This is a genomic window from Cellulomonas gelida (assembly GCF_006538725.1).
In the GTDB taxonomy this organism is placed as follows: Bacteria; Actinomycetota; Actinomycetes; order Actinomycetales; family Cellulomonadaceae; genus Cellulomonas; species Cellulomonas gelida.
Genome location: NZ_BJLQ01000011.1, coordinates 86,530 through 113,518, shown reverse-complemented (window position 1 = coordinate 113,518; position 26,989 = coordinate 86,530). Strand labels below are relative to the sequence as shown.

Below are 26,989 nucleotides of genomic sequence, written 5' to 3'. Positions count from 1 at the left end.
GCGGCGTCCGCCTCACGTGAGGGGCGGACGCCGCGACGGGGTCGGTCAGACGACGCGCAGCGTGCGGTTTGTCGCCGCGCTCGAGGCGATGTTCGTCGTCCCGGGGTAGGTGACCTTGACGGTGTACGTGCCCTTGGTCAGCGCCTTCAGCGAGACCGAGGCCTTGCCACCGGACAGCGGCGCGTAGATCGTGCGCCGGACCTTGCCGCTCTGCACCAGCTGGATCTTCGCCTTGCCCGTGGGGACCACACCGGTCGTGGTGCGGACCGTCACCTTGAGCGTCGCGATGCCGGTCCCGGCCTTCAGGCTCGTGCGGCTCAGCGTCGTCGTGATGCTGGAGGAGACCTTGACGACCTTCGTCGTCCTGGTCGCCGACGACGCCTTGACGCTCGCGCTGCCCGAGTAGGCGACGGCCACGGAGTACGACCCGACCGCGAGGCGCGGCAGCGTCACCGTGGCCGCGCCGGAGGCCAGCGTCACCTTCTTGGTCGAGACCACCGTGCTGCCCTTGCGGACGGTGACCGTCGCGGTGCCGGTGACCTTCGTCGTGCCCGCGGTCACCTTGACCTTCACGGCGTGCGTGGCGCCGTACGTCACGGACGACGAGAGGCTCACGGCGGTCGTCGACGCGACGGGCTTCTTCGTCACGACCACCCGGTAGGTCGCGGTCGTCGTGCCGTCCTGCGCCGTCACCGTGATGACGTAGGTGCCGTCGGAGGCCTTCGGCGCGACGACGACGGTGGCGTCGGCGTCGTGCGCGACCGCGCGGACCACCGCGCTGCCGGACGTGGTCTGCACCGCGTACTGCCGCACCGCGGGGCTGAACCCGGGGAGCGCGACGCCGTCCACCGTGATCGACGCGAGCGTCGCGTCGGTGCGCGGCGCGACGACCGCCGCGCTGGCCGGCGTGGTGCGCACCGAGACGTGCCCGGCGGCGTCGGTCGCGGTGACCTCGGCGGTCACCGTCAGCCCCAGGTCGGCGGCCCGGACGACGAAGGTCGACCCGGTCGCCCCGGCCACCGGGTCGCCGTCGACGAACCAGCGGAACCCGGTCGCCGTCCACTCGGCACCGGTGGGCGCAGCGGTCAGCGTGGCGCCGACCCGCGCGGCACCGGTCAGCGCCGGCACCATCACGGTCTGCGGCGTCACGTGGCGCAGCGTCGGGCGGATGGTCTGGAACAGGCCGTTCGCGCCGATGGTGATCCGGTCGAGCTTCGTCTCGCGGTAGTACCCGGTGCGCTGACCGGCCGGGACGCTCTGGGCGAACCGGTGGTAGGCGATGTACCAGTCGTCGGTGCCGGGGACGTTGAGGATCGACGAGTGCCCGGTCGCGTAGACGTCGAGCGCCGGGTCCTTGACGAGGATCTCGCCGCGGTAGGTGTACGGCCCGGCCATCGACGTCGCGGTCGCGTAGCCGACGCGGTAGTTCTCGCTGCCGGTGTCGTCGATCGAGTACGTGAGGTGGTACGTGCCCTGGCGGTAGTTCATGAACAGGCCCTCGCGGAAGTTCGTCAGCCCGCCGATCGAGATCGCGGACGTCTTGAGCGAGGTCATGGAGTCGTCGAGCTCGGCGTAGTACGGCGTGCCGTTGCCCCACATCAGGTAGTACTTGCCGGTCTGCGGGTCCTGGAACGCCGCCGGGTCGATCTCCTGGCCGTTGCCGGTGGAGCCCTTGAGCATCGAGTCGGGCTCCGCCGTGAACGGGCCTTGCGGGCTGTCCGCGATCGCGACCCCGATGTTCTTGGCGTTGTCACCGGGATGGTGGCCGGAGAAGTAGAAGTAGTACTTCCCGTCGCGCTCGATGATCGTCGGCGCCCACGCGTTGCCGGTGGCCCACGGCACGTTGCCGTTCGCGCCGTCGAGCGTGAGGAACGGCTCGGCCGCGCGGGTCCACGTGACCAGGTCCTTCGAGCTCCACGCGTAGAACGTGTTGCCGCCCCAGCCGGGCTTCCCGTCGGTGGTCGCGTAGATGTAGTACGTGTCGCCGAAGACCGCGATGTTCGGGTCGGCGTAGAAGTGGCCGCCGGTCGCGTCGACGAGCGCGGGGCCGTCGTTCGGCAGTCGCGTGGGGACCTGGAACGCGACGGGCGGCAGCGTGCGGGTGACGCCGGTGCGGTCGACGAGCGTGGCGGTGGCCGTGACGTCGATCAGCTCGTCCTGCTCGGACTGCGGGCGCGTGACCGTGCCGTCGGGCGCGACGATCCCCGCCACGTCGGCCGTCCACGTGACGCCCGGCGCACCGGGCAGCGACGCGGTGACCTGCGTGCCCGCGACCGCGGCGACGTCGGCCGCGAACGCCCCGGCGACCGTCGCGGAGTTCGAGCGGTACAGGTCGGCGACCTGCTCCGGGGTCAGCGCGGTCGCGTAGATGCGCGCCTGGGACACGCCCCCGACGTACATCGAGTCCGCGCCGTACGCCGAGCGGCCGATCGTGTTGAGGGTCTGCGTCGCGAGCTCCGCGGGCGTGACGACCGAGGCGTTCGTCGTGGACGCGACCTGCTCGCCGTCCACGTACAGCGTGATCGTCGCCGGCGAGACCGAGCCGTCGATCGTCGCGGTGAGGTTGGTCCACGTACGCGCGGGGAGCACGGCCGGGTCCTCGGCGCTCTGCTCGGCCGTGTACGTGGTCGCGGTGATCTTGGTGCGCGCGTGGCCGTTGCCGGTCGTCGCGAACCAGTAGCCCTGCGTGCCGGTCCCGCCGATGTTCCACAGGAAGTTGTTGCGACCCAGCGAGACCGGGTCCGCGCTGGTCTCGATCGAGACGGTCGCGCTGCGGGCGCCGACGAGCAGGTTGTTCGGCAGGGAGACGTAGCTGCTGCCGTCCAGACGCAGGCCGTGCCCGCCGATCCAGGCGGCGTTCCCGACGACGGTCGCATCCGCGTCGTTGCCCGAGCCGTCGGCCGCGACGGTGCCGCTCGTCTCGTCGAACGCGTAGTGCGCGACGAGACGGTCGGCGCGCTGCGCGGGGACCGTGACCGCGTAGGTGGCCGCGTCGGTGAGCCCGCGCGTCGCGTAGCTCACCTGCAGGGTCACCAGGGCGTCGGGCTGGCCCGCCACGGGCCGCACGACGACACCGTTCGCACCGATCACGGCCGGGTCCGACGACGTGAGCGTGACACCCGGAGGCAGCGCCAGGCTGCGCGTCGCCCGGCCCTCGCCCGCCACGACCCGCAGCGCCTTCTCGACCTGCGCCCGCTGCGCGGCGAGCGCCTCGGCGGCCTGCTCGTCGGCGATCGCATCCGCCTCCGCGGCCGTCAGCGCGTCCGAGTAGACGCGCAGGTCGGCGACCTCACCGCTGAACCGCGCGTCGTCGGCGTACGCCGACCGGCCCAGGTAGTTGACCGCGTGGCTCCCGAACTGCCCCGGGGTCACGGTGACGTTCGTGGCCTGCGCGGCCTGCACGCCGTCGACGTAGAGCGTCAGCGTCTGGGAGTCGGCGTCCAGGACGCTCGTCATGCTGTACCAGGTGTTCGCGGCGAACGCGCTGGTCGCGCGCGCGTCCCGCTCGTTCTGCCAGTTGGTCGACGTGATCTTGGTCCGCGCCTGCCCGGTGTGCACCGCGCCGAACCAGTAGCCCGTCCCACCGCCCGACGCGCTCACGCCGACACCGCCGAACGTCCACACGAAGTTGTTCGCCAGGAACGCCGCCGCGTCCGCGCGCACCTCGACCGACACGCTCGCGCTCGACGTCCCCGCGAGCAGCGACGGCAGGGTCACGTACGCGTCCGGCCCGAGCAGCAGCCCGCGCTCCCCCGCCGCGACCCGCCCGACGACGGTCGCGTCACGTCCGTTGCCGCTGACGTCCGGCACGGTCGACGAGCCAAGGTCCGCGAAGTCGTAGTGCGCCACCAGGGCGTCGGTGGGCGGCCCGGCCGGCTCGGCCGCGGTCGCGGGCATCGCGAGCCCGGCGATCACGAGCCCCGCGAGCGCGGCCGCGCTGGTCGTGCGGGTGAGGGTGGAGCGCATCGTCTTCCTCTCGTCGCTGCTGCGCACCGGTGACGTCACCGGCGCATGCCACAGGACGCGCTCGCGCGCGCCAAGGGGCGGCCGCCCCGGAGGTTTGCGGCCCTCCGGGGCGGCCGGGCGGGTCAGCGACCCGCAGGGTGAGCGCTGTGGGTCCGCGACGCGGTCGGCGGTTGCTCGCGCGCGCAGCGCTCGTGTGGTCCGTCGTGCTTCGTGGTTCGGGCTTCGTGGTTCGTGCTTCGTCGTGCGCCTGGTCGTGCGTGTCGCGTCGGGGGGCTGACCGTGCTCCTTCGCAACGGTCCGCGACGTCGTCGTCGGCTGTACCCGGGCAACTGTCGTCCGGTTGGCGGCGATGTTAACGCTCACACGCCGCGAAGGGAAGGCCGCGCGCGCCGGCTGGGCCGACCGGGCGACCGTCTCCGGGCGCGGGACGCACGGACGGCAACTAGGGTCGGCTCTTTCGGGTGACCCGATCGTGGGGAGGTGGTCGTCGTGGGTACGAGAGCCGGGACGTTCGTCGTCGGAGTCGGCGTCGGGTACCTGCTGGGCACACGTCGCGGGCGCGAGCTGCTCGGCAAGGCGGGCGGCAAGGCGGGCGAGGTGTGGCGGCACCCGCGCGTCCAGGAGTACGTGCAGGACGTCGAGGTGCAGGCCAAGGAGTTCGCCAAGGCGCAGGGCACCGCCCTCAAGGACAAGGCGTTCGAGGCGGCCCGCTCGGCCACGGGGACGTCCGGCGACGATGCGCCGAGCGTGGTCGTCGAGCCGGACACGCGCTACGACATCTGAGCCACCGGCACCACGCGCGCGGGACTGCGGGGCGCGCTCCGTCTAGCGCGAGACGAGGGCGAGCCCGTACGTACGCGCCGCGGTGCCCGAGCGGACCGCGGCCAGGTCGTCCCCGTCCAGTGCCCGCTCCAGCGCCGCGTCGACGGCCGCCCGCGCGCGTCGGCCGGGATCCGCGAGCAGGCACACCGGCCAGTCGGAGCCGAGCATCAGGCGCTGCGGCCCGAACAGGTCGAGCGCGACGTCGACCACCTCGCGCACGTCGTCGGCGTACGACGGGCCGGGACCGTCAGTCGCGTACAGCCCGGACAGCTTCGCGACGACGAGGGGGTTGCGCGCCACCTCAGCGAGCGCGGCGCGCCACCGCGCGAGCCCGGCCCGGTCGCCGAGCACGGGCCCGCCGAGGTGGTCCAGCACGAGTCGCAGCCCAGGGTGACGCTCGCCGACCGCGGGCAGCACAGCAAGGGCGGCCGCACCGGCGGCCGGGTCCACCGCGATCGATCCCGTGACGAGGATCCCCCCGGAGCCGCCGAGCGTCGTGCCGTTCGGGGGCATTCCTTGCAGGGGCGTGCCTTGCAGGGGCGTGCCGTCGACCGCCGAGCGAGCGGGCGCCCTGCGCACCGTCGTGCCGTCCGAGGTCACGTAGTCGTACGGCAGGTCGAGCCGCTCGAGGACCCCGAGCCCGGCGTCGGTCTCGGGCCGCAGCACCCAGCCCGGGTCGCGGCGGTGGTGCTGCAACGTGCGGACGCCGACGACGCGCGTGCCCGCCGCCGTGGCCATGCCCCGCGCGCGCTGCACCTCGTCCGCCACCTCGTCGGGCCGGTCCAGCGGCGCCCACACGACGAGCCCCGCGACCCGCGCCTCGTCGCGCGCGACCGACGCCATGACCTCGACGTCGCGCGGGTCGTCGCATGCCTGCACGAGCACGGCGCGCACGGGGTCGTCAGCCGTGCACCCGTCGTCCTCCTGCTCGTCGTCGAGGTGCGCCGCGAGGTCCGGGTAGGTGAACGCCCCCGTGAGCGGGCCCATCCGCGGGCGCAGCCACGGGTACCGCACCCACGCCGGGTCCCAGACCTGGGCGTGGGCGTCGATGATCACGGCACCACCTTGGCCGACTTGCCGCTTTTCGGGTAGAGGGTGGGGCCGACGGTCTCACCGTCCTGCTGTGCCGCGTGACCTGCGGCGCAGCAGGACGAGGCCGACCGTCCTACTGGCCGCGGTCGCCGGCCCGGCCGACGAGCACCGAGCACCGCGCGTGGTGCACGACCGCGGACGCGGTGGACCCCATGACCGCGCGGCGCAGGCCGCTCAGCCCGCGGGTGCCGAGCACCACGAGGTCCGGCTCGGTCTTCTCGATCATGCCGAGGATCGTCGGGCGCACGTCGAACGAGACCGTCATGGGGACGGCGCCGACGAGGAACGTCCGGACCTCCTGCGCGCCCGCCGCGCGCAGCTCGTGCGCGGCCTCGATCATCGCCGCGCGCGGGTCGCCCTGCGCGGTGTCGACGCCCATGACCGTCACCGCGGCGTCGCGCAGCAGCGGCAGGCTGCCGAGCGTGCGCACCGCGTCGAGCGCGTCGGGCGAGCCGTCGGCGCAGACCAGCACCGAGCGCACCGGCTCGGTCGAGCGCGCGATCAGCACGGGCGTGAGCGGACGGTGGGCGGAGACGAGCCACTCGGCGGTGCTGCCCAGGTGCAGACGCTTGAGCAACCCGTGCCCGCGCGGGCCGATCACGATCAGGTCGGCGTCGTCGTACCCGTCGAGGACCACACGCGGGTCAGCCTCGGCCAGCAGGTGCTCGACCGGGACGTCCGGCTCGGTCAGCGCGCGCGCCGGCTCGGGGTGCCAGGCGTGCGGTGCGGCCTGGTCGCTGGGCGAGCCGTCCTCGCGGGGTCGCGCGGTGATCGCGGTGACACGCCAGCCCGACCAGGGCTGTGCCGCGACCCAGGCCCACACGTCCGCCGCGGAGTCGGTGCGGTCGTCGCCGACCACCAGCCAGGGGCGAAGGTCATCGGGACCGTGCGTCGTCGCCTCGTCGGGACGAGGTGTCGTCGTGGGGGTGCTCATGGCCGCCACTCCTTCACGGGCAGCCGCGCCGCGGCAGTCGTCCAGTCGACGGCTCGGGACCGCCACGCGGGACTGCTCTCCCTTCGGTTGTACCTCCGGCCCCCGTGCCGGGTATGGGCCCTTCGGCCCGGTCCGTCCGCTCGCCTGGTGCGCGCCGGGCGACCGGCGCACCCTGAGGGCATGCCCCTCGAACACGGCTACGGCGTGCTGGTCGGCACCCTGACGTCCCACGAGCGCGACACCCCCGACAACCAGGGGCGGTGGTTCCACGTCAACCTGCAGGTGCAGACGCCGGCGGGCAGCTACCGGTGCGCGGTCGACGTGGACTCCGCGAAGTCCGCGATCGGGGTGCAGTGGCGCACGTTCGGCGTCTCGGCCCGGGATCTCGGGCCGGTCGCGACCATGACGCCCGGCTTCCACTTCCTGGCGAGCAACCCGACGAGCGGGGCCGTGGACCTCATCCGGCACCCCGCGTTCCGCCCCCGCGGCGGGTGCCTGTTCGTCACGGCACCGCCCGCGTGGCTGCAGGCGATCATCACGTGGCTCGCCGAGCACGCCTGGACCGCGGGCGACAACGTGGCCGCGGCCACCGCGCTCGAGTCGGTGCTGCAGGTCGGGGCGCGCACGCTCGTCTTCGGCGAGCCGTTCACCAGCGGGCTCGGCGTGCACAACATCCACCAGAACCAGGGCGACCCGGCCGGCTCGCAGTGGTGGGACGACAACGCCATCTGGCAGGACGGCGCGACGCTCGTGCTGCGCCCCGACGGCGGCTACGCCGTGTTCGTCTCGAAGTTCTCGTCGCAGTCCTCCGCGACGGACGCCGACGGCCACCCACTGTGACCGCGAACCGACGCGAGCGGCCCAACACTGTGGGCGGAGCCCTAGCGTCACCTTCGACCGGCGCCTGGCTAGGTCCCCCGAACGCCTAGTGGCTCAGGGCGTCGCGCTTCGCCCCATACACTTCCGCTTCCTCAGCAGACTTGGCGCGCGGCCGGCGCCGCCTGTTCGGATACCCCGACCACATCTCTAGGAACGGGCTGCGGAATCGACGCGTAAAACGCAATACCTCCGTTGGTTCTCCAATCGCGGCCGAACGAACGGCGTAGAACGACTCCGACATGCCCGGCAGACCCATCCAGTCAAAACGCGTCGGTCGGGAGAACGAATGTTCTAGGCCCCGTGGGCCCGAGTAGTAGAAGACACTCCGGCCCCACTCGTCACGCGTCATTCGGGCCGGGCGGAAAAGCAGCCGACACAGACCTAGTGTCTCTATGCGCGTAACAGCCTGACGAATTGCGTCGAGGGCGGACTCGAGACGCGAGATTGCACGTACCGTGCGGCGGTAGTGCGCATACTCGTTCCGCACCGAATTCACCTCCGCGGAGGTCAACACTTGTGTGATCTCGCGCAATCCGGTGATGATTCTGTCCCGGCTCGGTGGCGTCAGGTTCAGGAACATCACCGTCGAGTTGAGTAGGAAGGACTTCAACTCAGTCTTACCATCGTAATCCGGAAGCTCCGACGGCGGACGCTCATAGTCTACGGGCGTCGCGACACACGCCTCTAGCCGGCCGGCAAGAGCACTAAACCCTGAGATCAGGTTTCCAAGATCGACACGTTCAGCACTGTAGTTCGATGAGCCGGCCGGACTTGGCGCGATTTCATTCATCAGGGCAAGCCCGGCCGCGCGGTCCGCTTCGTCATCGTAACTAAACGGGGCATCGGCGTCGAGATGGTCCGTGAGTAACGCCCAGGAGCTAAACGCCAGCGCGTCAACTAGGAGGCCTTCCAGGCTCGCGAAGTACGGAGTTGCCGCCTCGATGAACCTCTCCGACCCGCCGATCTCCGACGACTGCGTCAGGGACCATAGCCGCTCATGCCGTGCCCAGAAGTCTTTATGCGGGTCCTCTTCGCTTGGCACGGGAAAGCCCAGCTTCCAGAGAATAGTATCGATGAGTTCTCTGTCCGAGAGCCCGCCATTCTCTTCGAGCCCGACCTCCTCGCACGCCGCGATCATGTTTGTCTTCCGCGCGAGCACCATGCGCTCAAGGGCCTCACGGGGAGCTCGGCGCTGGAAGAAGTACTCAAGCCGTTCATCGAGGTCGGGGATCTCAAGGCCTCGCAGTTGCCACTCGAGTTCCTCGACGTCCGTGTCAGCTTCGCGCACGTAGAGCGCATCGAGTAGACGTCGCTCTCGAAGCAATGCGAATCCAGGCTCATCGGACGAGAACCGGATGCCGTGACGGCCCAACTCCGGCGCGAGGCCGAACGCGCCCGACCGCATGCCGAACGAGACGACCGCCCTTCGTACCTCGCCAGGCGGAACTTCGATTACTCCGTCCCGTACTAACCTGTCGACGGCTATTCGCAGTTCCGATTCGCGCGCGAAGAGCGCAAGTTGCAGAAGTTCCGCACGTCCGAGGTCGGCGACTGCGGTGTTCGCGTTCCGAACGTCGAGGAAACCGGCGACGTCCGCGCGCAACCGCCCCTTGCTTGTGTCGAGAAGAGCCCAGATCAGGGCGCGAAGCTCGTCCAGGGCGAGGGCGTCGCCTATTAGTGGGATCAGCGTTCCCGCGCGCTGGTCGCCGTAATATGCCGATGTCGCGCCACTCACCTCAGTCGCAAATGCCCACCACTCGGCCGCCTCCCCATCCATCGAGCTGAGGAGATCTTCGAGCTTCTCACGATCACGATTTACTGCCGCAATTCTACTCGTTTCGAGGTAAATCGGATGCAGCGCACGGCAAATTGCGCGGGAACAATGGTAGCCGCTCACCCGGCGTTTGGACTGCAGGCTTCTTGACGTTCCAGCCCGTCGGACGCCGTAAGGACCAGTCGTGAAGCGTCCAAACTGAAATACGCCGACCGGTAGCGCGTCGAGGAGTCGGAGCGTCTCGTCGAGGGTGAGTATGTCCTTCTCGTCCTCGAAGAGTTCGGCATACCGGTCGTATAACTCAGGGCCGAAGACGAACGGCAGTTGGATTCGCCCCTCCAGAACCTCTTTACTGATCGCCCTTGCGAGTTCGTCGGGATCCGTCTTCTCGATATCAATGAAGAGTTCATCGTGCCCCAGCGAGAGCGCGCACATCAACTTCGCTTCCTTCGCCGCGACGCCCTCTTTCGTAACAAGCTTGTCACGGAGCGCAACGCCTGCCGCGGAGAGCGTGATCGCGTTACGCAGATCGTCCGAGATCGTGTAGCTGTCCGCGATTACGCATCCGCCCAGTAGGTCCATAAGGTCGCAGATCTCGACGAAACGGCCCCGCCAGGCCGAATCCGGATATGCCGCCTTGAGCTCTTCGACATTGCGGTGAGGCATCCGTCCTCCGATCATTGACAGGACGGTACCGCTCCGCTTCACCTCCAGGTAGGCCGTTACCGGGTGGTCTTCGTAGCACTACCAGCGCCACCGACTCCGGGCCTCTTAGGCGCCGACGTAGGTCGCCAGGTGCTGACCCGTGAGCGTCGAGCGGTCCGCGACGAGCGCCGCGGGGGTCCCCTCGAACACCAGCCGACCGCCGTCGTGGCCCGCACCGGGGCCCAGGTCGATGATCCAGTCCGCGTGCGCCATGACCGCCTGATGGTGCTCGATGACGATCACGGACTTGCCGGAGTCGACGAGACGGTCAAGCAGCGCCAGGAGCTGCTCGACGTCCGCGAGGTGCAGGCCGGACGTCGGTTCGTCGAGCACGTACACGCCGCCCTTGTCGCCCATGTGCGTCGCGAGCTTGAGGCGCTGACGCTCGCCGCCCGACAGCGTCGTGAGCGGCTGGCCCAGGCTGAGGTAGCCGAGCCCGACGTCGGCGAGCCGGTCGAGGATCGCGTGCGCGGCGGGCGTGCGCGCGTCCCCCGCGCCGAAGAACTCCTCGGCCTGCGTCACCGACATCGCCAGGACGTCGGCGATGTTCTTCCCGCCGAGCGTGTACTCGAGCACCGCGGCCTGGAACCGCCGGCCCTCGCACACCTCGCACGTGGTCGTGACGCCCGTCATCATCGCGAGGTCCGTGTAGATGACGCCGGCGCCGTTGCACGTGGGGCACGCGCCCTCGGAGTTCGCGCTGAACAGCGCGGGCTTGACGCCGTTCGCCTTCGCGAACGCCTTGCGGATCGGCTCGAGCAGCCCGGTGTACGTCGCGGGGTTGCTGCGCCGGGAGCCGCGGATCGCGGTCTGGTCGATCTCGACCACGCCCTCGCGCCGCGCGACCGACCCGTGGATGAGCGAGCTCTTGCCCGAGCCCGCCACACCCGTCACGACGACGAGCACGCCGAGCGGCACGTCCACGTCCACGCCCTGCAGGTTGTGGGTGCTCGCGCCGCGGATCTCGATCGCCCCGGTCGCGGTGCGCACCGTGTCCTTGAGCCGGGCGCGGTCGTCGAGGTGCCGACCGGTGAGGGTGTCGCTGCGCCGCAGCGCGTCGACCGTCCCCTCGAAGCACACCGTGCCGCCCTGCGTCCCGGCGCCGGGCCCCAGGTCGACCACGTGGTCCGCGATCACGATCGCCTCGGGCTTGTGCTCGACCACGAGCACGGTGTTGCCCTTGTCCCGCAGCTGCAGCAGCAGCTCGTTCATGCGCTGCACGTCGTGCGGGTGCAGGCCGATCGTCGGCTCGTCGAACACGTACGTGACGTCCGTCAGCGACGACCCCAGGTGCCGGACCATCTTGGTGCGCTGCGCCTCGCCCCCCGACAGCGTGCCCGCGGGGCGGTCGAGGCTGAGGTAGCCGAGCCCGATGTCGACGAACGAGTCGAGCGTCTCGCCGAGCGAGGTGAGCAGCGGCGCGACAGTCCCCCACGGGATGGCGGAGCCATCCTTCCCGTGGGAGGTACCCCCAGGCTCGTCGAGCCCGCGCACCCACGACGCGAGGTCGTTGATCTGCATCGCGCACGCGTCGGCGATCGAGATGCCCGCGATCTTCGACGAGCGGGCGCCCTCGTTGAGCCGCGTGCCGTCGCAGTCCGGGCACGTGGTGAACGTGATCGCGCGGTCGACGAACGCGCGGATGTGCGGCTGCATCGCCTCGCGGTCCTTGGACAGGAACGACTTCTGGATGCGCGGGATCAGGCCCTCGTACGTGACGTTGATGCCCTCGACCTTGATGCGCGTCGGCTCCTTGCGGAGCAGGTCGTCGAGCTCGCGCTTCGTGAACTGGCCGATCGGCTTGTCCGGGTCGAAGTAGCCGCACTCGCGGAAGATGCGCCCGTACCAGCCGTCCATCGTGTAGCCCGGGATGGTCAGCGCGCCCTCGTTGAGCGACTTGCTCGCGTCGAACAGCGCCGTCAGGTCGAAGTCGGTGACGCTGCCCATCCCCTCGCAGCGCGGGCACATGCCGCCGATCTGCGAGAACTCGCGACGCTCGGTCTTCTTGCCGGACGCGCCCTCGATCGTGATCGCGCCCGCGCCGCTCACCGACGGGATGTTGAACGCGAACGCCTGCGACGAGCCGATGTGCGGCTGCCCGAGGCGGCTGAACAGGATGCGCAGCTTGGCGTTGACGTCGGTCGCGGTGCCGACCGTCGAGCGCGAGTTCGCCCCCATGCGCTCCTGGTCGACGATGATCGCGGTGGTCAGCCCGTCGAGCACGTCGACGTCCGGGCGCGGCAGGTTGGGCATGAATCCCTGCACGAACGCGCTGTACGTCTCGTTGATCATGCGCTGCGACTCCGCGGCGATCGTCGAGAACACGAGCGAGCTCTTGCCGGAGCCCGAGACCCCGGTGAACACCGTGAGCCGCCGCTTGGGCAGGTCGATGCTGACGTCCCGCAGGTTGTTCTCGCGCGCGCCGCGCACCCGGATCAGGTCATGGCTGTCGGCGGCGTGCCGCCCAGGGGCACCCTCGCTCGTCGTCGTTGCTGGCGTCATCGCTCGCGTCTCCCTCGCTGCGCACCTCCCGACGGAGGACCGGTCCGTCGGAGCCGGCGGTGGCTCGTCGTCGCGGCCACGCTAGCGCGCACGACCGACACGCGGTTCAAGGGCCACCCGGCCCCAGGGCGTGCCGCGGAGCGGGGCTAGCGGCTCTCGGGCTCGTCGTGCCCGCGGTACTCGAACGAGCGCACGACGACGTCCCCGCGCTCGGCCACGACGCCCACCATGCGCCCGGTGAACCCGGCCGCGACCTCGGTGGACAGGTACCGGCCGTCGAGCCGCCCGAGCTCACGCCGCCCCGCCGCGCTCTCGACGCGCGCGACGACCTCGTCGGGCCCGCGCTGCGGGCTGAAGACCCCGAACGGCGAGGCACGGACCTCGAGCTCGAGCACGGCGTCGTCGTCCAGCGGCGCCTCGCCCAGCACGGAGGTGAGCGAGCCGATCCGGGCGACCGCCCGCACCGTCGACCCGTCGACCTCGAGGGTCACCGCGTGCGTCGCGTCGAGCCGGATCTCGAGCCCGCCCACGCCCGCGGACGCCTCGACGCGCGCGTGCGCGACCACCCGGTTGTGCTCCTGCCGCCGCCCGACGAACGTGCGCCCGCTCGGCGTCGCGGTCAGTCGCCACGTGCCGTCGCCGGCCGGACGCAGCACCTCGTCGGGGAACACGTGCGCGCCCACCCACTCGCCACCGAGCTCGGCGCCCAGGTGCTCGCGCGCAGGCGCGATCGCGGCGGGCTGGATCGGGGTCGTCGGCACCGGCCAGCCGTCGCGCCACTCGACGTCCGCGGCGAACGTCTCGCGGCCCAGCACGTGCCACGAGGGGAAGTAGCCGCGCGGCCGCACGGCCAGGAAGACGATCGCCCACGAGCCGTCGGGACGCTGGACGAGGTCGGCGTGGCCGGTGCTCTGGATGCTCGCGTCGGTGCTGCGCGCGGACAGCACAGGGTTGGTCGGGCAGGGCTCCCACGGGCCCGACGGCGACGGTCCGCGCGCGATCGTCACCATGTGCCCGGCGGCTGTCCCGCCCTCCGCCGCGAGCAGGTACCACAGGTCCCCGACGCGGTAGAGGTGCGGCCCCTCGACGTGCGCGCCACCCGTGCCCGCCCAGGTGAGCTGCGGCTCGGTGAGGAGGTCACCGGTCACCGGGTCGAGCTCGGCCTGGCGCAGACCGGCGTCGCACCACGTGATCAGGCAGCGGCCGTCGTCGTCCCACGCGATGTCCGGGTCGATGCCGCCCGCACCCTCGATCCGCACCGGCTCGGACCACGGGCCCGCCGGGTCGTCCGCGGTCACCAGCAGGTGCCCGGGCCCGTCGGACACGTTCGTCGTGATCATCCAGAACCGGCCGTCGTGGTGCCGCAGCGTGGGCGCGTAGATGCCGCCGGACGGCTTCGCGTCGGCGACCCGCAGCTGCGACGGGCGCGACAGCGCGTGGCCGATCAGCGTCCACGTCACCAGGTCGTCGGACCGGAAGATCGGCACCCCCGGCGCGTACTCGAAGCTCGAGCACGCGAGGTAGTACGTCTCCCCCACGCGGCACACGGACGGGTCGGGATGGAACCCGGAGATCACGGGACGCGTCGGCATCGGCACGACGAAGAGCCTGCCACGCCCGCCGCCGCACACCGGGCGGGGTTCCGGCGCGTCCGCGCGACGATGCGCTCTGCACGGCCACGGCCCAGCGCGCGGCGCTGTCTATCGTTGCTTTTCGAACGATAGCGCCTAGGATCGCCGTATGAGCGTGGCGGTGACGACTGAGACGCAGGTGGGCACGGCCGTGCGCGCGCAGCGCCTGTCCCGCGAGCTCGACCAGCGCGACCTGGCCGAGCTGGCGGGAGTCGGAACGAGCGCAGTGCGCCGCCTGGAGTCCGGACAGGGATCGACGATGCGCACGTTGCTCGCAGTCCTCGCCGTCCTCGAGATGCCCCTCACCCTGCCGACCGCCGAGCACCAGCCGCCCGTGAGTCGGCGTGTTCGCGGCAAGACCCACGGACGTCCCGCGCTGGAGCGCCGCGAGGAGAAGATCTCCCTGGAGCTGCACCGTGCGGTCGCGCGGCGGCTGCGCCACGACGGCCCGAGCGTGCGGGCCAAGGCGAGGGCGAACCTGCCGAGGATCGAGAGCAAGGTGCACGGGCGGCAGGCGGTCGACTGGGTCCGTCAGTGGCGCGACGCGCTCGACGGGCCGACGCATGAGCTCCTCGACCTGTTGGTACGTGAGGACGAGCACGGCATCGACATGCGCCAGGTCTCCCCGTTCGCCGGCGTGCTCAGCGACGACGAACGCACCGCAGCGATCCGCAAGGCCCGCCAGTGGTGAGCCGGTCCGATCTCGAGCACGCCATCCGCGCATCGACCAGGATCGTGCAGCAGAAGTCGGTCATCATCGTCGGCTCGCAGGCGGTGCTCGGATCTTGGGACGAGGATGAGCTGCCCGCCGAGGCCACCCTCTCGGTCGAGATCGACGTGTGCCCGATGCACGACGACGACGCGGAGTCCTTGGCAACCGAGCTTGACGCCCGGATCGGTGAGCTCTCGAGCTTCCACGAGACCCACGGCTTCTACATCCAAGGCGTCGGCCGACGCACCGCGCTCCTGTCAACCGCGAGAAGGACCACACCTATGTCGGGGCACTGATCCAGGCGCGGTTCGTCGATCCGAACACCGTCTGGGATCGAGTCACGGCGACCGACACCGACGCGCAGCGCATCGAGGCGGCGCAACGCTGGCTCCTTCAGCACTGCCAGGTCTGGCGCGCCACGGGCGAGGTCTCCCGGGCGCCGTCGCACGGCCCACGCTGAGGCCTTCGTCGCAGACCGCCGAGCGAGGTTCCACCGCAGGCTCGGGCGGGCAGCGGGCAAATCTGGGCGACGGTCGGGGTGTTGCGTGCCAGCATTCCTGGCGTTCCCGACATCAGATCGAAGAGAGCCCAGTGCCCGTGCGCGAGCCGTCGTCGCCTCGTCCTGCCCCGTTCAGCGCCTAGTCGCTGACGCCGAGGGCCTGCCCGCCGAGTTGCGCGTCGCGAACTACCTCGTCGACGACCTCGGCCGCGAGCACGACGCCGCGCTCCTCCTCTACGAGGACTTCTGCGCCCTGAGCCCCGCGCAGCGCGGCGGGCTGCTGCGGCGCACGCGCGAGGCGCTGCGGCCCGGCGGGGCGTTCGTCATGGACGTCACGGCCGCGCCCCGGTTCGCCACCGAGCACCCCGGCGCGCGGCACGAGCGCGACCTCGACGGTGCGGGTGGAGAAACGCGCGCCAGGCGTGACCTTCTCCACCCACACCGTCGGTGGTCGGTCAGCGGGAGCTGAACGCCGCGTCGAACGCCGCCGACGGCGGGTCGAAGGCGTTGCGGCGGACGAACTCGAGGGCCTCGGGGGCGCCCACGAGGCGGTCCATCCCCGCGTCCTCCCACTCGACCGAGATCGGGCCGTCGTAGCCGATGGAGTTCAGCGCGCGGAACGCGGCCTCCCACGGCACGTCGCCGCGGCCGGTCGAGACGAAGTCCCACCCGCGGCGCAGGTCCGCCCACGGCAGGTGCGAGCCGAGCCGCCCGTTGCGACCGTTGCCGAGCCGGAGCTTCACGTCCTTGCAGTCCACGTGGTAGATCCGGTCGCGGTGCTCGAGGATGAAGTCGACCGGGTCGAGGTCCTGCCACATGAAGTGGCTGGGGTCCCAGTTCAGGCCGAACGCCTCGCGGTGGCCGATCGCCTCGAGCGTGCGCTGCGTCGTCCAGTAGTCGTACGCGATCTCGGAGGGGTGGACCTCGTGCGCGAACCGCACGCCGACCTCGTCGTACACGTCGAGGATCGGGTTCCAGCGGTCGGCGAAGTCCTGGTAGCCCGCGTCGACCATCGCAGCCGAGGCCGGCGGGAACATCGCGACGAACTTCCAGATCGACGAGCCCGTGAACCCGACGACGGTCTTCACGCCCAGCTTCGCCGCGAGGCGCGCGGTGTGCTTCATCTCCTCCGCGGCGCGCTGCCGGACGCCCTCGGGGGCACCGTCGCCCCACACCTGGTCGGACAGGATGTCGCGGTGCCGGGCGTCGATCGGGTCGTCGCAGACCGCCTGGCCCTTGAGGTGGTTGGAGATCGCCCAGACCTTCAGGCCGTAGCGGTCGAGGATCGCGAGGCGGTCGGCGACGTACGCGTCGTCGTCCCAGCGCCACGGGTCCAGGTGGTCGCCCCAGCAGGCGATCTCGAGGCCGTCGTAGCCCCAGCCGGACGCGAGGCGCGCCACCTCCTCGAACGGCAGGTCGGCCCACTGGCCGGTGAACAGGGTGATCGGGCGGGTCATCGTCAGGCCTCCTGCGTCTCGATCGGGGTCCACGTGCTGTCGGCTGCCGCCGAGCGTTCGACGGCGTCCAGGACGCGCTGCACCTGCAGTCCGTCGGCGAAGGTCGGGGCCGGGTGGTCGCCGGCGGCGATCGCGCGGACCAGGTCGACGGCCTGGTGGGTGAACGCGTGCTCGTACCCGAGCCCGTGGCCCGCGGGCCACCACGCGGCGACGTACGCGTGCTCGGGCTCCGTCACGACGATCCGGCGGAACCCGGCGGTGACCGCGGGCTCGCTCGCGTCGAAGTAGTGCAGGACGTTCATGTCCTCGAAGTCGAACGCGAGCGAGCCCTTCGAGCCGTTGATCTCGAGCCGGATCGCGTTCTTGCGGCCGTAGGCGAACCGCGTGGCCTCGAACGTCGCGAGGCCGCCGCCGGACATGCGGGCCAGGAACACCGCGGCGTCGTCGACGGTCACCGGCCCGGTCGCGCCGGAGGACGACGACGAGCCGGACAGGCCCGTGAACTCGTCGGCCACCGGGCGCTCGTGGACGAACGTCTCGAGGATCGCGCTGACCCCCGTGACCTGCTCGCCCGTGATGAACTGCGCGAGGTCGACGACGTGCGCGCCGATGTCGCCCAGCGCACCCGAGCCTGCCTTCTGCTTGTCGAGACGCCAGGACAGCGGCACCGACGGGTCCGCGATCCAGTCCTGCAGGTACTGCGCGCGCACGTGCCGCACCTGGCCGATCCGTCCCTCGACGACGAGCGTGCGCGCGAGCTGGATCGCCGGGACGCGGCGGTAGGTGAAGCCGACCATCGCGACCTGCCCGGGCGCGGCGGCGGCCGCCGCGGCCATGGCCTCCGCCTGGGCGACCGTGTTGGCCAGCGGCTTCTCGCACAGGACGTGCTTGCCCGCGGCGAGCGCGGCCAGTGCGATCTCCTCGTGCGTGTCGCCCGGCGTGCAGATGTCGACGAGGTCGACGTCGTCGCGCGCGACGAGGGTGCGCCAGTCGGTGGTCGTCTCGCGCCAGCCGAGGCGCGCGGCGGCGGCGCGCAGCTCCGGCTCACGGCGTCCCGCGACCACCGCCATGTCGACCTCGAGCGGCAGGTCGAAGAACCGCGGCGCGGTGCGCCACGCGTGCGAGTGGGCGACGCCCATGAAGGCGTAGCCGACCATCCCGACGCGCAGGCGGGGTCGGGCGGTGCTCGGTGCGGTCACGGGTCCTCCTCAGGAGCCGGGGTGGGGCGGCCGGGTGCGGCCGCCCCACCGGGAGCGTCAGGACTCGAAGGCCGTCGGCAGGTACTGGTCGACGTTCTCCTTGGTCACGACCGGCGCGTACAGCTGGATCGTGCGCGGCACCTCGACCTCGACCAGGTCGCTCATCGACTTGCCCTGGACCAGGAGCCGCGCGAGCTTGATGCCGTCGGCCGCCTGCGTGGACGGGTAGATGACCGTGGCCTTGAGCACGGTGTCGTCGGCCTTGATGGCCTCCATGACGTTCTTCGACCCGGCGCCGCCGACCATGAAGAACTCGTCGCGGCCCGCGGCCTCGATCGCCGCGAGGATGCCGACGCCCTGGTCGTCGTCGTGGTTCCAGATCGCGTCGAGCTTCGGCGCGGCCTGCAGCAGGTTCGCCGCGGCGGCCTCGCCGCCCTGCACGGTGAAGTCGGCCGCCACGCGGTTGGCGACCTTGAGCCCGCACTCGCCGAGCGCGTCGGCGAACCCCTGGCTGCGGTCCTGCGTGAGCGGCAGCGAGTCGATGCCCGCGATCTCCGCGACCTTCGCGTCGGCCTTGCCGCCGAGCTGCTCGCAGATGAACCGGCCCGCGCTGATGCCCATGCCGTAGTTGTCGCCGAGCACGGTCGTGCGCGCCGCGGTCGGGTCGTCGAACTCGCGGTCCACGTTCACGACGACGATGCCCGCCTGCATGGCCTTGATCGCGACCTCGGTCAGCGCGGCGCCGTCGAACGGCAGCAGGACGATCGCGTCGACCTTGTCGTTGATGAACTGCTCGATCTGGCTGATCTGCAGGTTCACGTCGTTCGTGCCGTCGGCGACCTTGAGGTCGATGTCGGGGTACTGCTTGGCCAGGTCCTGCGCGGACTTGGTGATCGAGCCCATCCAGCCGTGGTCGGCGGCGGGGGCGGAGAAGCCGATCGTGACGGTGTCGCCCTTCTCGTCGTTCTCCCCGCCCGGCACGACGGCGGCCTGCGTGGTCGCGTCGTCGGTCTCCTGCGGCTCGTTGGACGTGCAGCCGGCCACGAGCAGCGACGCGGCGGCCAGCGCCCCGGCGGCGGCGACCCAGCGCCGGCTCAGACGTGCGGACATGACGATCCTCCTTGATCGGTGGTGCGCGAGTGGTGCGCCGGGCGGGAGCCGGCGCGAGCTGGGGTCGTGGCGAGGCGGCTACGTGCCGGCCCGGGAACGGTCGGCGAGCCGCTGCTGCAGCAGCACGGCGCCGACGATGATCGCGCCCTTGAACACGGACTGGGCGGAGATCGACAGGTTGTTCTGCGTGAACACGTTGGTCAGCGTCGTGAAGATCAGGACGCCCAGGACGGTGCCGACGATGCTGCCGCGGCCGCCCGCCAGGAGCGTGCCGCCGACGACCACCGCCGCGATCGCGTCGAGCTCGTAGAGCATGCCGTTGGTGGAGCTGCCCGCCGTGGTGCGGCCGAGCATCATGACGCCGGCGATGCCCGCGGCCAGGCCGGACAGCGCGAACAGGTACATGGTGTGGCGCTGGACCTTGATGCCCGCGAGACGCGCTGCCTCGGCGTTGCCGCCGACGGCGACCGTGCGGCGCCCGAACGTGGTGCGGTTGAGCAGCACCCACCCGGCGACGGACACCACCGCGAAGATCCACACGAGCACCGGCACGCCGAGCGGGTCCGCGCGGAAGAAGTCGAGGAAGTCGCGCACCCGCACCACCTGCGTGCGGCGGTTCGCGATCACCTCGGCCAGGCCGCGCGCGGCGACCATCATGGCGAGCGTCGCGATGAACGAGACGACCTTGCCGTACGCGACGAGGACGCCGTTGATCAGCCCCGCCCCGACACCCACGCCGAGCGCGACCAGCACCATGACGATCCAGTGCGAGTCCTCGGCCATGGTCTGCGTCGCGATCGTCGACGCCCACACCGAGGCCAGGCCGAGCACCGAGCCGACGGACAGGTCGATGCCGCCGCCCGTGATGACGAACGTCATGCCGATCGACAGCACGCCGAGCACGGACGCGAGCCGCAGGATCGTCAGGAGGTTGTCGAGCGTGGCGAACCGGTCACCCGCGGTGATGATCCCGACGAGGCAGATCGCCACGAGCGCGATCACCAGCCCGAGGTTGCGACCCGCGGGGCCGTGCAGCAGGCTGCGGCGCCGCCGTGGCTGTGATCCCGGGGCCGACGCCACGGTGCCCGGGGCGGGCGCGTCGCTCGCCGCGACGTCGTGCTCGCTCATGCGGCACTTCCTTCCATGACGAGGTCGAGCACGCGGTGCTCGTCGATGTCGGTGGCGGGCCCGGTGTGGACCACCCGCCCTTCGGAGACGACGAGGACGCGGTCGGCCAGGCCGAGCACCTCCTCGATCTCGCTCGAGACGACGACGACCGCCGTCCCTGCCGCGGTCAGCTCGGCGACGAGCGCGTAGATCTCGGCGCGCGCGCCGACGTCCACGCCGCGCGTGGGCTCGTCGAGGAGCAGCACGCGGCAGCCGTGCACGAGCCAGCGCGCGAGCACGATCTTCTGCTGGTTGCCGCCGGACAGCGTGCGCGCGTGCCGGGTCACGTCCGCGGGCCGCACCTCGAGCGCCTCGACCTGCGCGCGGGCCTGCTCGCGCTCGGCGGTCTCGTCCAGGAAGCCGCCGCGCGCGGTGCGGGTGAACGTCGAGAGCGTGACGTTGCGGTAGACCGGCTCGTCGAGCAGCAGCCCCTGGCTCTTGCGCTCCTCGGGGCACAGCCCGATCCCGGCGGCGACCGCGTCGGCGACCGATCCGGTCCGCACGCGCCTCTCGCCCACCCGCACGGTCCCGCTCGTCGCGCGTCGTGCGCCGAACACGGTCTCGAGGATCTCGGAACGGCCCGAGCCGACCAGGCCCGCGAGCCCGACGACCTCGCCGGCCCGCACCGAGAACGACACGCTCTCGAACGCCCCGCGCAGCGCGAGGTCCGCGACGTCGAGCACCACGGGCGCGTCGGCGGCGACGGGAGCACGGCGCGGGATCGCGTACTCGACCGTGCGGCCCGTCATGAGCCGGATGAGGTCGGGCGTCGGGGTCGTCGCGGGCAGGCCCGAGGCGACGGTCCGGCCGTCCTTGAGCACCGTGATCCGGTCGCCGATCTGCCGGATCTCCTCCAGGCGGTGCGAGATGTAGACGACCGAGACGCCCTGCGCGGTCAGGTCCCGCACCACGCGGAAGAGGTTGGCGACCTCCTCGGAGTCGAGGACCGCCGAGGGCTCGTCCATGACGATCACGCGCGCGTCGTGCGACAGGGCGCGCGCCATGCTGACGATCTGCTTGCCCGCCGCGGACAGCCGCCCCACCTCGCGGTGCGGCGGGATCGAGGAGTGACCCAGCCGGGCCATGAGCTCGCGCGTGCGCTGCGTCGCCTCCCGGCGCCGCGTGAACCCGCCGCTCGACAGCTCGTGGCCCAGGTAGATGTTCTCGGCGACGGACAGGCCGTCGACCACGTCGAGCTCCTGGTACATCGTCGCGATCCCGAGCCGCAGCCCGGCGACCGGGTCCGCGATCGTCACGACCTCGCCGTCGACGACGATCTCGCCCGCGTCCGGCTGGTGCGCGCCCGCGAGCACCTTGATGAGCGTCGACTTGCCCGCGCCGTTCTGGCCGAGCAGGCAGTGCACCTCGCCCGCCCGGACGTCGAGCTCGACGCCGTCGAGCGCGCGGGCGCCGGGGAACTGCTTGACGATCCCCCGCATGACGAGAAGCGGAGCCTCGGGACGCGGCGCTGCGTCCGGTGCGCCCGGGATCGGGCGGTCTGCGTCGACCATGAGGATGAACGTAGGGTCACTTCTGCTCAGCGTCAAGCAAAAGTTGCCTATTGCGGATCAGAGTTGCACGATTGCGATCCACAGAAGCGGTGCCCTTACGCGCGCACGCCAGGACGAACGTGCCGCCGACCTGCTGAAACGGAGTGGTTCACTGTGCGCATGGACGAGCAGACCCGCGCGCCGCGTCCCAGCGGCACGGGCGAGCTGTTCCAGCTCCTGCGCGACGGGCAGCCCCGGACCCGGTCCGACCTCGCGTCCGTGACCGGCCAGTCACGCTCGACGATCGCGACGCGCGTCGACCTGCTCCTCTCGTCCGGCCTGGTCAGCCCGGCGGGTGAGGCGTCGTCGACCGGCGGCCGCCCGCCCGCCACGTTCGCGTTCAACCCCGCCGCGCGGGTCGTCCTGGCGGTCGACCTGGGCGCCACGCACGCGCGACTGGCCGTGACCGACCTGGCGGGCACGGTGCTGGCCGAGCACGGCGAGCCGATCTCCATCGGCGCGGGACCGGCCGTGGTCCTCGACCGCGTCGTCGAGATCGGCCTGGACCTGCTCGTGGCCGCCGGCCGCCCGCAGAGCGACCTCGTGAGCGTGGGCGTCGGCCTGCCCGGGCCGGTCGAGCACTCGACCGGCCGTCCGATCAACCCGCCGATCATGCCCGGCTGGGACGACGCCGACGTGCCCGGCCTCCTGCGGTCCCGCCTGCACGTCCCGGTGCTCGTGGACAACGACGTCAACCTCATGGCGCTGGGTGAGCACACCTCGCAGTGGCGCGGCGTGGACCACCTGCTCTACGTCAAGGTCGCGACCGGCATCGGCGCCGGGATCATCTCCGACGGCGCGCTGCGGCGCGGTGCGCAGGGCGCCGCGGGCGACCTCGGGCACGTCGCGGTCCCGGGCGGGCAGGACCGGCCGTGCCGGTGCGGCAACACCGGGTGCCTCGAGGCCGTCGCGAGTGGTCCGGCGATCGCCGGCGAGCTGCGGGCACGGGGCCTGGACGCGACGACGAGCGCCGACGTGGTCGCCCTCGTGCGCGCCGGCGACCTGACCGCGAGCCACGCGGTGCGCGACGCCGGGCGCAGCATCGGCGGCGTGCTGGCCGCGTGCGTGAGCCTGCTCAACCCGTCCGTGATCGTCGTCGGCGGGCAGGTGGCCGAGGCCGGCGAGCACCTCATCGCGGGCATCCGCGAGGTCGTGTACCGCCGCTCCCTGCCGCTCGCGACCCAGCACCTGCGCATCGTCGCGACCCGGACCGGCGCCGAGGCCGGCGTCCTGGGCGCGAGCGCCATGGCGGCCGAGCACGTGCTCTCGGCCGCCGCGATCGACACCCTCATCGCCTGACCCGTCCAGAGAGATGGCCGCCTGCCTCGTCCGGGCACCTATACATCGTGTGTATACGTAGTGTGTATAGTCGCCCTGTGAGCATCGCACCCGCCCTCCTCGGGCTCCTGCAGACCGGGCCTCGGCACGGCTACGACCTCAAGCGCGCCTACGACGAGCGCTTCGGCCACGACCGCCCGCTCGCGTACGGCCAGGTGTACGCCACGATGGCCCGCCTGCTGAAGAACGGGCTCGTCGAGGTGGAGCTCGAGCCTGGCGACGGCCCGGACCGCAAGCGCTACGCCATCACCGACGCCGGGGTCAGCGACGTCGAGCAGTGGCTGTCGCGCCCCGAGAAGCCCGAGCCGTACCTGCAGAGCACGCTCTACACGAAGGTCGTCCTCGCGCTGCTCACCGGGCACGAGCCGACCGACGTCCTGGACACGCAGCGCGCCGAGCACCTGCGCCTCATGCGCGAGCTCACGCGCCGCAAGGCCGAGGGCGACCTCGCCGACCAGCTCGTGTGCGACCACGCCCTGTTCCACCTCGAGGCGGACCTGCGCTGGCTCGAGCTCACCGCCGCCCGCCTCGACCAGCTCGCCGCCTCGGTGCGCGCGTAGCCCACCCGACCACCAGCACGCGCTCGAACCCGCACCCACTCCAGGGGGATCTCGTGACCACCGCACCAGTCACCACCGGCCCCGGCGCCGTCATCCCGTCGTCCGGACCGCTGCTCGTCGCTCGCGACCTGCACGTCGAGTTCGGCCCGACCACCGCGCTCGCCGGCGCCTCGCTCGAGGTCCACGGCGGCGAGGTCCTCGCGCTCATGGGGCCCTCAGGCTCGGGCAAGTCGACCCTGCTGCACTGCCTCGCGGGCATCCTGCGGCCGGACTCCGGGACGGTCGCGTTCGACGGCCGCGACGTCACCGCGATGTCCGACGCCGAGCGCAGCGCGCTGCGCCGCTCCGAGTTCGGGTTCGTGTTCCAGTTCGGCCAGCTCGTCCCCGAGCTGACGTGCGTGGAGAACGTCGCGCTGCCGCTGCGCCTGGCCGGCGTCACGCGCCGCGACGCGCACCGCACCGCGCGCGAGTGGCTCGACCGGCTCGAGGTGCCCGACATCGCCGACAAGCGACCCGGGCAGGTCTCGGGCGGCCAGGGGCAGCGCGCCGCGGTCGCCCGCGCGCTCATCACCCGGCCGCGCGTCGTGTTCGCCGACGAGCCCACGGGCGCGCTCGACTCCCTCAACGGCGAGCGCGTCATGCAGCTCTTCGTCGCCGCGGCCAAGGACACCGGTGCGGCCGTCGTGCTCGTCACGCACGAGGCGCGCGTCGCCGCGTACTCCGACCGTGAGGCCGTCGTGCGCGACGGTCGCGTGCGCGAGCAGGTGCCCGCATGACGCCCGGTCGCAGCAGCGCGCCGGCCGACCTCGCGCTCGGCGTCCGCATGAGCGTGAGCGGCGGCCGCTCCGGCTGGGCCAGGCTCGGACTCATCGCGACCGGCCTCGGGATCGGGGTGGCGATGCTCCTGCTCGTCGCGTCGTTGCCGACGGTCCTCGACACGCGAGCAGAGCGCGATGCCGCCCGCTCCCCCGGCACCGAGGTCGTCGAGCCGGGCGACGACACGCTGCTCGTCAAGCGGTTCGCCTCGGACGTCGCGGCCGACCTCGTCGTCGGCTACCTGGTGCAGCCGGAGGGCGCGAACGCCCCGCTGCCACCCGGCGTCGACCGCGTCCTCGCGCCCGGCGAGGCGCTGATGTCGCCCGCGCTGCAGCGCGTCCTGGACTCGCCCGAGGGCGAGCTCCTCGACGGGCGCTGGGGCGACCGGGTGGTGGGGACGATCGCACCCGAGGGCCTCGTCGGGCCACAGGAGCTGCGCGTCTACGTGGGCACGGACCAGCTCACCGGCGACAACGCGCAGCGCATCAGCGACTTCGGACGCGCCGTGCGCGACGACGGGGCGGACGCGACGACGATGCTCATGGCGCTCGTCGGACTGACCGGCCTGCTCGTCCCCGTCGCCGGCTTCATCGCGACCGCTGTGCGGTTCGGCGGCGAGGCGCGCGACCGTCGTCTCGCAGCCGTCCGCCTCGCGGGCGCCGACGCGGCGACCACGGGACGCATCGCCGCGGGCGAGACCCTCGTCGGAGCGGTCGGCGGCCTGCTCGTCGGCGGGTTGCTGTTCCTGGCTATGCGCGCGGTGGTCCCGCCACTGGTCCCGTCGTCGCTGACGTTCCACGGCGCCGATCTGCGGCCCGTGCCGGTGCTCGCCGCGCTGGTGGCCGTCCTGGTCCCCGTCGCGTCCGTGCTCGTCACGCGGTCCGCGCTCAAGCACGTCATCGTCGAGCCGCTCGGCGTCGTCCGGCGCAGCACGGTCGTCCACCGGCGCCTGTGGTGGCGCGTCGCGGTCCCGGTCGTCGGGCTCGCGCTCATGCTGACCCCGCTGCTCAGCGGCGGGACCGGCTCCTTCGGGGACTCGCAGGGTCTCGTGCTTCTCGGGATGGTGCTGCTCCTCGTCGGCGTCGCGCTCCTGCTCCCCTGGCTGCTCGACGTCACCGTGCGCCGGCTGCGACCCGGGGCGCTCTCGTGGGACCTCGCGCTGCGTCGTCTGCAGCACGAGAGCGGCACGGCCGTCCGGGCAGTGTCCGCGGTCGTCGTCTCGGTCGCCTCGCTCGTCGCGGTGCACGGGTTGCTCGGCAGCGAGACGGGGACCCCGGGTTCCGAGGACGGGCGGTTCGAGGCGGTGGTGTACGACGACCTCCCGGGCTCGGACGGTGCCCACTGGGCGTCCGCGCTCGCCGGCATCGAGGGCGTGCAGGGCATCGAGACGCGCGTCATGACGTCGGCGGAGCCCGTCGACGTCGGCGAGCCGATCGCCCTCGTCGTCGGCAGCTGTGCCTCCTTCACGGACACGACCGGTGCGACCACCTGCACCGACGGCGACGTCATGCTCGTCGCACCCCCCGACGCCCAGGCGCCCGCACCGGGCACCACGTACGTGCTGGGCGCGCCCGGCTCGGGCGCGTCGACCTGGTCCGTGCCCGCGGACGTGGCCACCGTCGAGCCCGAGTACCCGGACAGCGCGCCCTGGCTGTTCGTCACGCCGCGGGCGCTCGGCGACGCGGTCGTCGTGCCGTCCGGCGACTACGACAACGCGATCGTGACGATCGCGCTCGACCACGCCGCGCCCGACGTGACCGCGCACCTGCAGACCGCGATCGCGCAGATCGACCCGACGGCCACCGTCATCATCAACGACCCCGAGGCGACCAGCTCGATGGTCACGGGCATCCGTCAGGGGCTCATGCTGGGCACGGTCGCGCTGCTCGCGGTCGTCGGCGCGAACCTGCTGGTCACCACGGCCGAGCAGCTGCGCGAACGCCGACGCCCGCTCGCGGTCCTCGCCGCGTTCGGCGTCCGCCGCCGCGTGCTCGGGTTGTCGGTGCTGTTCCAGGTCGCGGTTCCCGTGGTCGTCGGGCTCGCGCTCGCGGTCGTCGTCGGCAGTGGCCTGGCCGTGATCCTGCAGGCCGGCGCCGACCTGCCGGTGAGCCTGGACCTCGCGGGGATCGGCGTCACCGCGGGCGGGGCCGCCGCCGTGGTCCTCCTCGCGACGGCGGCGCTCCTGCCGCTGCTCGGGCGGGTCACGCGCCCCGCGGGCCTTCAGGGCGAGTGACGCACCCTGCCCGTGGGCGTGCTGGGGGCGCCCACGGGCAGGT

The 26,989-nt window shown here is 72.0% G+C and carries 20 protein-coding genes; 8 read left to right on the top strand and 12 right to left on the bottom strand.

Features of this window, described 5'->3' with window-relative positions:
- Window positions 1–45 precede the first annotated feature (45 nt).
- Window positions 46–3,966, bottom strand: coding sequence for a family 43 glycosylhydrolase (locus CGE01nite_RS07290; protein ID WP_141369930.1), 3,921 nt, complete (start codon window positions 3,964–3,966; stop codon window positions 46–48).
- 489 nt (window positions 3,967–4,455) lie between these two features.
- Here CGE01nite_RS07290 and CGE01nite_RS07285 point away from each other — a divergent pair, with 489 nt between their 5' ends.
- Window positions 4,456–4,749 carry a hypothetical protein gene (locus CGE01nite_RS07285; protein ID WP_048343334.1) on the top strand — a complete coding sequence of 98 codons (294 nt, stop codon included), beginning with the start codon at window positions 4,456–4,458 and terminating at the stop codon, window positions 4,747–4,749.
- 42 nt (window positions 4,750–4,791) lie between these two features.
- On the opposite strand, the gene CGE01nite_RS07280 is transcribed toward CGE01nite_RS07285, so the two are convergent.
- On the bottom strand, window positions 4,792–5,844 hold the full coding sequence (locus CGE01nite_RS07280; RefSeq protein WP_141369928.1) for an amidohydrolase family protein: 1,053 nt from the start codon (window positions 5,842–5,844) through the stop codon (window positions 4,792–4,794).
- A gap of 109 nt (window positions 5,845–5,953) precedes the next feature.
- A complete protein-coding gene (locus CGE01nite_RS07275) occupies window positions 5,954–6,814 on the bottom strand; it encodes a universal stress protein (protein ID WP_141369926.1) in 861 nt (286 codons plus the stop codon).
- Between the two features lie 180 nt (window positions 6,815–6,994).
- Between CGE01nite_RS07275 and CGE01nite_RS07270 the strand changes: the two genes are divergently transcribed.
- Window positions 6,995–7,654, top strand: a complete 660-nt coding sequence (locus CGE01nite_RS07270; protein ID WP_048343300.1) for a DUF2278 family protein — start codon at window positions 6,995–6,997, stop codon at window positions 7,652–7,654.
- An 85-nt stretch (window positions 7,655–7,739) separates the two neighbouring features.
- On the opposite strand, the gene CGE01nite_RS07265 is transcribed toward CGE01nite_RS07270, so the two are convergent.
- The 3 genes from CGE01nite_RS07265 to CGE01nite_RS07255 all read right to left on the bottom strand — a co-directional run bounded on the left by CGE01nite_RS07265 (window position 7,740) and on the right by CGE01nite_RS07255 (window position 14,266).
- Complete coding sequence (locus CGE01nite_RS07265) at window positions 7,740–10,148, bottom strand: hypothetical protein (RefSeq protein WP_141369924.1); 2,409 nt, start codon at window positions 10,146–10,148, stop codon at window positions 7,740–7,742.
- 90 nt (window positions 10,149–10,238) lie between these two features.
- A complete protein-coding gene (locus tag CGE01nite_RS07260) occupies window positions 10,239–12,674 on the bottom strand; it encodes an ATP-binding cassette domain-containing protein (protein WP_048343301.1) in 2,436 nt (811 codons plus the stop codon).
- A gap of 146 nt (window positions 12,675–12,820) precedes the next feature.
- Window positions 12,821–14,266, bottom strand: coding sequence for a glycoside hydrolase family 43 protein (locus tag CGE01nite_RS07255; protein ID WP_141369956.1), 1,446 nt, complete (start codon window positions 14,264–14,266; stop codon window positions 12,821–12,823).
- A 148-nt stretch (window positions 14,267–14,414) separates the two neighbouring features.
- On the opposite strand from CGE01nite_RS07255, the gene CGE01nite_RS07250 reads away from it, so the two are divergent.
- Window positions 14,415–14,996, top strand: coding sequence for a helix-turn-helix domain-containing protein (locus tag CGE01nite_RS07250; RefSeq protein WP_141369922.1), 582 nt, complete (start codon window positions 14,415–14,417; stop codon window positions 14,994–14,996).
- Window positions 14,993–15,313 (top strand): hypothetical protein, encoded by a 321-nt coding sequence (locus tag CGE01nite_RS07245; RefSeq protein ID WP_141369920.1) that lies wholly within the window; start codon window positions 14,993–14,995, stop codon window positions 15,311–15,313. Before CGE01nite_RS07250 ends, CGE01nite_RS07245 begins: the two co-directional genes overlap by 4 nt.
- A gap of 342 nt (window positions 15,314–15,655) precedes the next feature.
- Here CGE01nite_RS07245 and CGE01nite_RS07240 read toward each other — a convergent pair whose 3' ends face one another.
- From CGE01nite_RS07240 to CGE01nite_RS07215, 6 genes are all read right to left on the bottom strand, one after another.
- A complete protein-coding gene (locus tag CGE01nite_RS07240; RefSeq protein ID WP_141369918.1) occupies window positions 15,656–15,952 on the bottom strand; it encodes a hypothetical protein in 297 nt (98 codons plus the stop codon).
- 19 nt (window positions 15,953–15,971) lie between these two features.
- Window positions 15,972–16,973 carry a sugar phosphate isomerase/epimerase family protein gene (locus CGE01nite_RS07235; protein WP_141369916.1) on the bottom strand — a complete coding sequence of 334 codons (1,002 nt, stop codon included), beginning with the start codon at window positions 16,971–16,973 and terminating at the stop codon, window positions 15,972–15,974.
- 2 nt (window positions 16,974–16,975) lie between these two features.
- The gene (locus CGE01nite_RS07230) at window positions 16,976–18,130 is read right to left on the bottom strand and encodes a Gfo/Idh/MocA family protein (RefSeq protein WP_048343340.1); all 1,155 of its coding nucleotides are present in this window, start codon (window positions 18,128–18,130) and stop codon (window positions 16,976–16,978) included.
- 99 nt (window positions 18,131–18,229) lie between these two features.
- Window positions 18,230–19,282, bottom strand: coding sequence for a substrate-binding domain-containing protein (locus tag CGE01nite_RS07225; protein ID WP_141369914.1), 1,053 nt, complete (start codon window positions 19,280–19,282; stop codon window positions 18,230–18,232).
- A gap of 78 nt (window positions 19,283–19,360) precedes the next feature.
- Window positions 19,361–20,410 (bottom strand): ABC transporter permease, encoded by a 1,050-nt coding sequence (locus tag CGE01nite_RS07220; protein WP_048343304.1) that lies wholly within the window; start codon window positions 20,408–20,410, stop codon window positions 19,361–19,363.
- Window positions 20,407–21,888 carry a sugar ABC transporter ATP-binding protein gene (locus CGE01nite_RS07215; RefSeq protein WP_307722634.1) on the bottom strand — a complete coding sequence of 494 codons (1,482 nt, stop codon included), beginning with the start codon at window positions 21,886–21,888 and terminating at the stop codon, window positions 20,407–20,409. The genes CGE01nite_RS07220 and CGE01nite_RS07215 overlap by 4 nt, the downstream gene beginning before the upstream one ends.
- Before the next feature lie 231 nt (window positions 21,889–22,119).
- Between CGE01nite_RS07215 and CGE01nite_RS07210 the strand changes: the two genes are divergently transcribed.
- The 4 genes from CGE01nite_RS07210 (at window position 22,120) to CGE01nite_RS07195 (ending at window position 26,946) form a co-directional block, all read left to right on the top strand.
- A complete protein-coding gene (locus CGE01nite_RS07210; protein ID WP_048343305.1) occupies window positions 22,120–23,298 on the top strand; it encodes an ROK family protein in 1,179 nt (392 codons plus the stop codon).
- 77 nt (window positions 23,299–23,375) lie between these two features.
- Window positions 23,376–23,897 carry a PadR family transcriptional regulator gene (locus CGE01nite_RS07205; protein WP_048343306.1) on the top strand — a complete coding sequence of 174 codons (522 nt, stop codon included), beginning with the start codon at window positions 23,376–23,378 and terminating at the stop codon, window positions 23,895–23,897.
- 53 nt (window positions 23,898–23,950) lie between these two features.
- On the top strand, window positions 23,951–24,673 hold the full coding sequence (locus CGE01nite_RS07200) for an ABC transporter ATP-binding protein (RefSeq protein WP_229747312.1): 723 nt from the start codon (window positions 23,951–23,953) through the stop codon (window positions 24,671–24,673).
- The gene (locus tag CGE01nite_RS07195; RefSeq protein ID WP_141369912.1) at window positions 24,670–26,946 is read left to right on the top strand and encodes an FtsX-like permease family protein; all 2,277 of its coding nucleotides are present in this window, start codon (window positions 24,670–24,672) and stop codon (window positions 26,944–26,946) included. Before CGE01nite_RS07200 ends, CGE01nite_RS07195 begins: the two co-directional genes overlap by 4 nt.
- The last annotated feature ends 43 nt before the right edge of the window (window positions 26,947–26,989 follow it).

Excerpts from the sequence above, each read along its gene's own strand:
- CGE01nite_RS07225 (WP_141369914.1), bottom strand. The coding sequence starts at position 19,282 with ATGTCCGCACGTCTGAGCCGGCGCTGGGTCGCCGCCGCCGGGGCGCTG.
- CGE01nite_RS07290 (WP_141369930.1), bottom strand. The coding sequence starts at position 3,966 with ATGCGCTCCACCCTCACCCGCACGACCAGCGCGGCCGCGCTCGCGGGG.
- CGE01nite_RS07230 (WP_048343340.1), bottom strand. The coding sequence starts at position 18,130 with ATGGTCGGCTACGCCTTCATGGGCGTCGCCCACTCGCACGCGTGGCGC.
- CGE01nite_RS07260 (WP_048343301.1), bottom strand. The coding sequence starts at position 12,674 with ATGACGCCAGCAACGACGACGAGCGAGGGTGCCCCTGGGCGGCACGCC.
- CGE01nite_RS07220 (WP_048343304.1), bottom strand. The coding sequence starts at position 20,410 with ATGAGCGAGCACGACGTCGCGGCGAGCGACGCGCCCGCCCCGGGCACC.
- CGE01nite_RS07275 (WP_141369926.1), bottom strand. The coding sequence starts at position 6,814 with ATGAGCACCCCCACGACGACACCTCGTCCCGACGAGGCGACGACGCAC.
- CGE01nite_RS07235 (WP_141369916.1), bottom strand. The coding sequence starts at position 16,973 with ATGACCCGCCCGATCACCCTGTTCACCGGCCAGTGGGCCGACCTGCCG.
- CGE01nite_RS07255 (WP_141369956.1), bottom strand. The coding sequence starts at position 14,266 with ATGCCGACGCGTCCCGTGATCTCCGGGTTCCATCCCGACCCGTCCGTG.
- CGE01nite_RS07265 (WP_141369924.1), bottom strand. The coding sequence starts at position 10,148 with ATGATCGGAGGACGGATGCCTCACCGCAATGTCGAAGAGCTCAAGGCG.
- CGE01nite_RS07210 (WP_048343305.1), top strand. The coding sequence starts at position 22,120 with ATGGACGAGCAGACCCGCGCGCCGCGTCCCAGCGGCACGGGCGAGCTG.
- CGE01nite_RS07270 (WP_048343300.1), top strand. The coding sequence starts at position 6,995 with ATGCCCCTCGAACACGGCTACGGCGTGCTGGTCGGCACCCTGACGTCC.
- CGE01nite_RS07250 (WP_141369922.1), top strand. The coding sequence starts at position 14,415 with ATGAGCGTGGCGGTGACGACTGAGACGCAGGTGGGCACGGCCGTGCGC.
- CGE01nite_RS07195 (WP_141369912.1), top strand. The coding sequence starts at position 24,670 with ATGACGCCCGGTCGCAGCAGCGCGCCGGCCGACCTCGCGCTCGGCGTC.
- CGE01nite_RS07215 (WP_307722634.1), bottom strand. The coding sequence starts at position 21,888 with ATGCGGGGGATCGTCAAGCAGTTCCCCGGCGCCCGCGCGCTCGACGGC.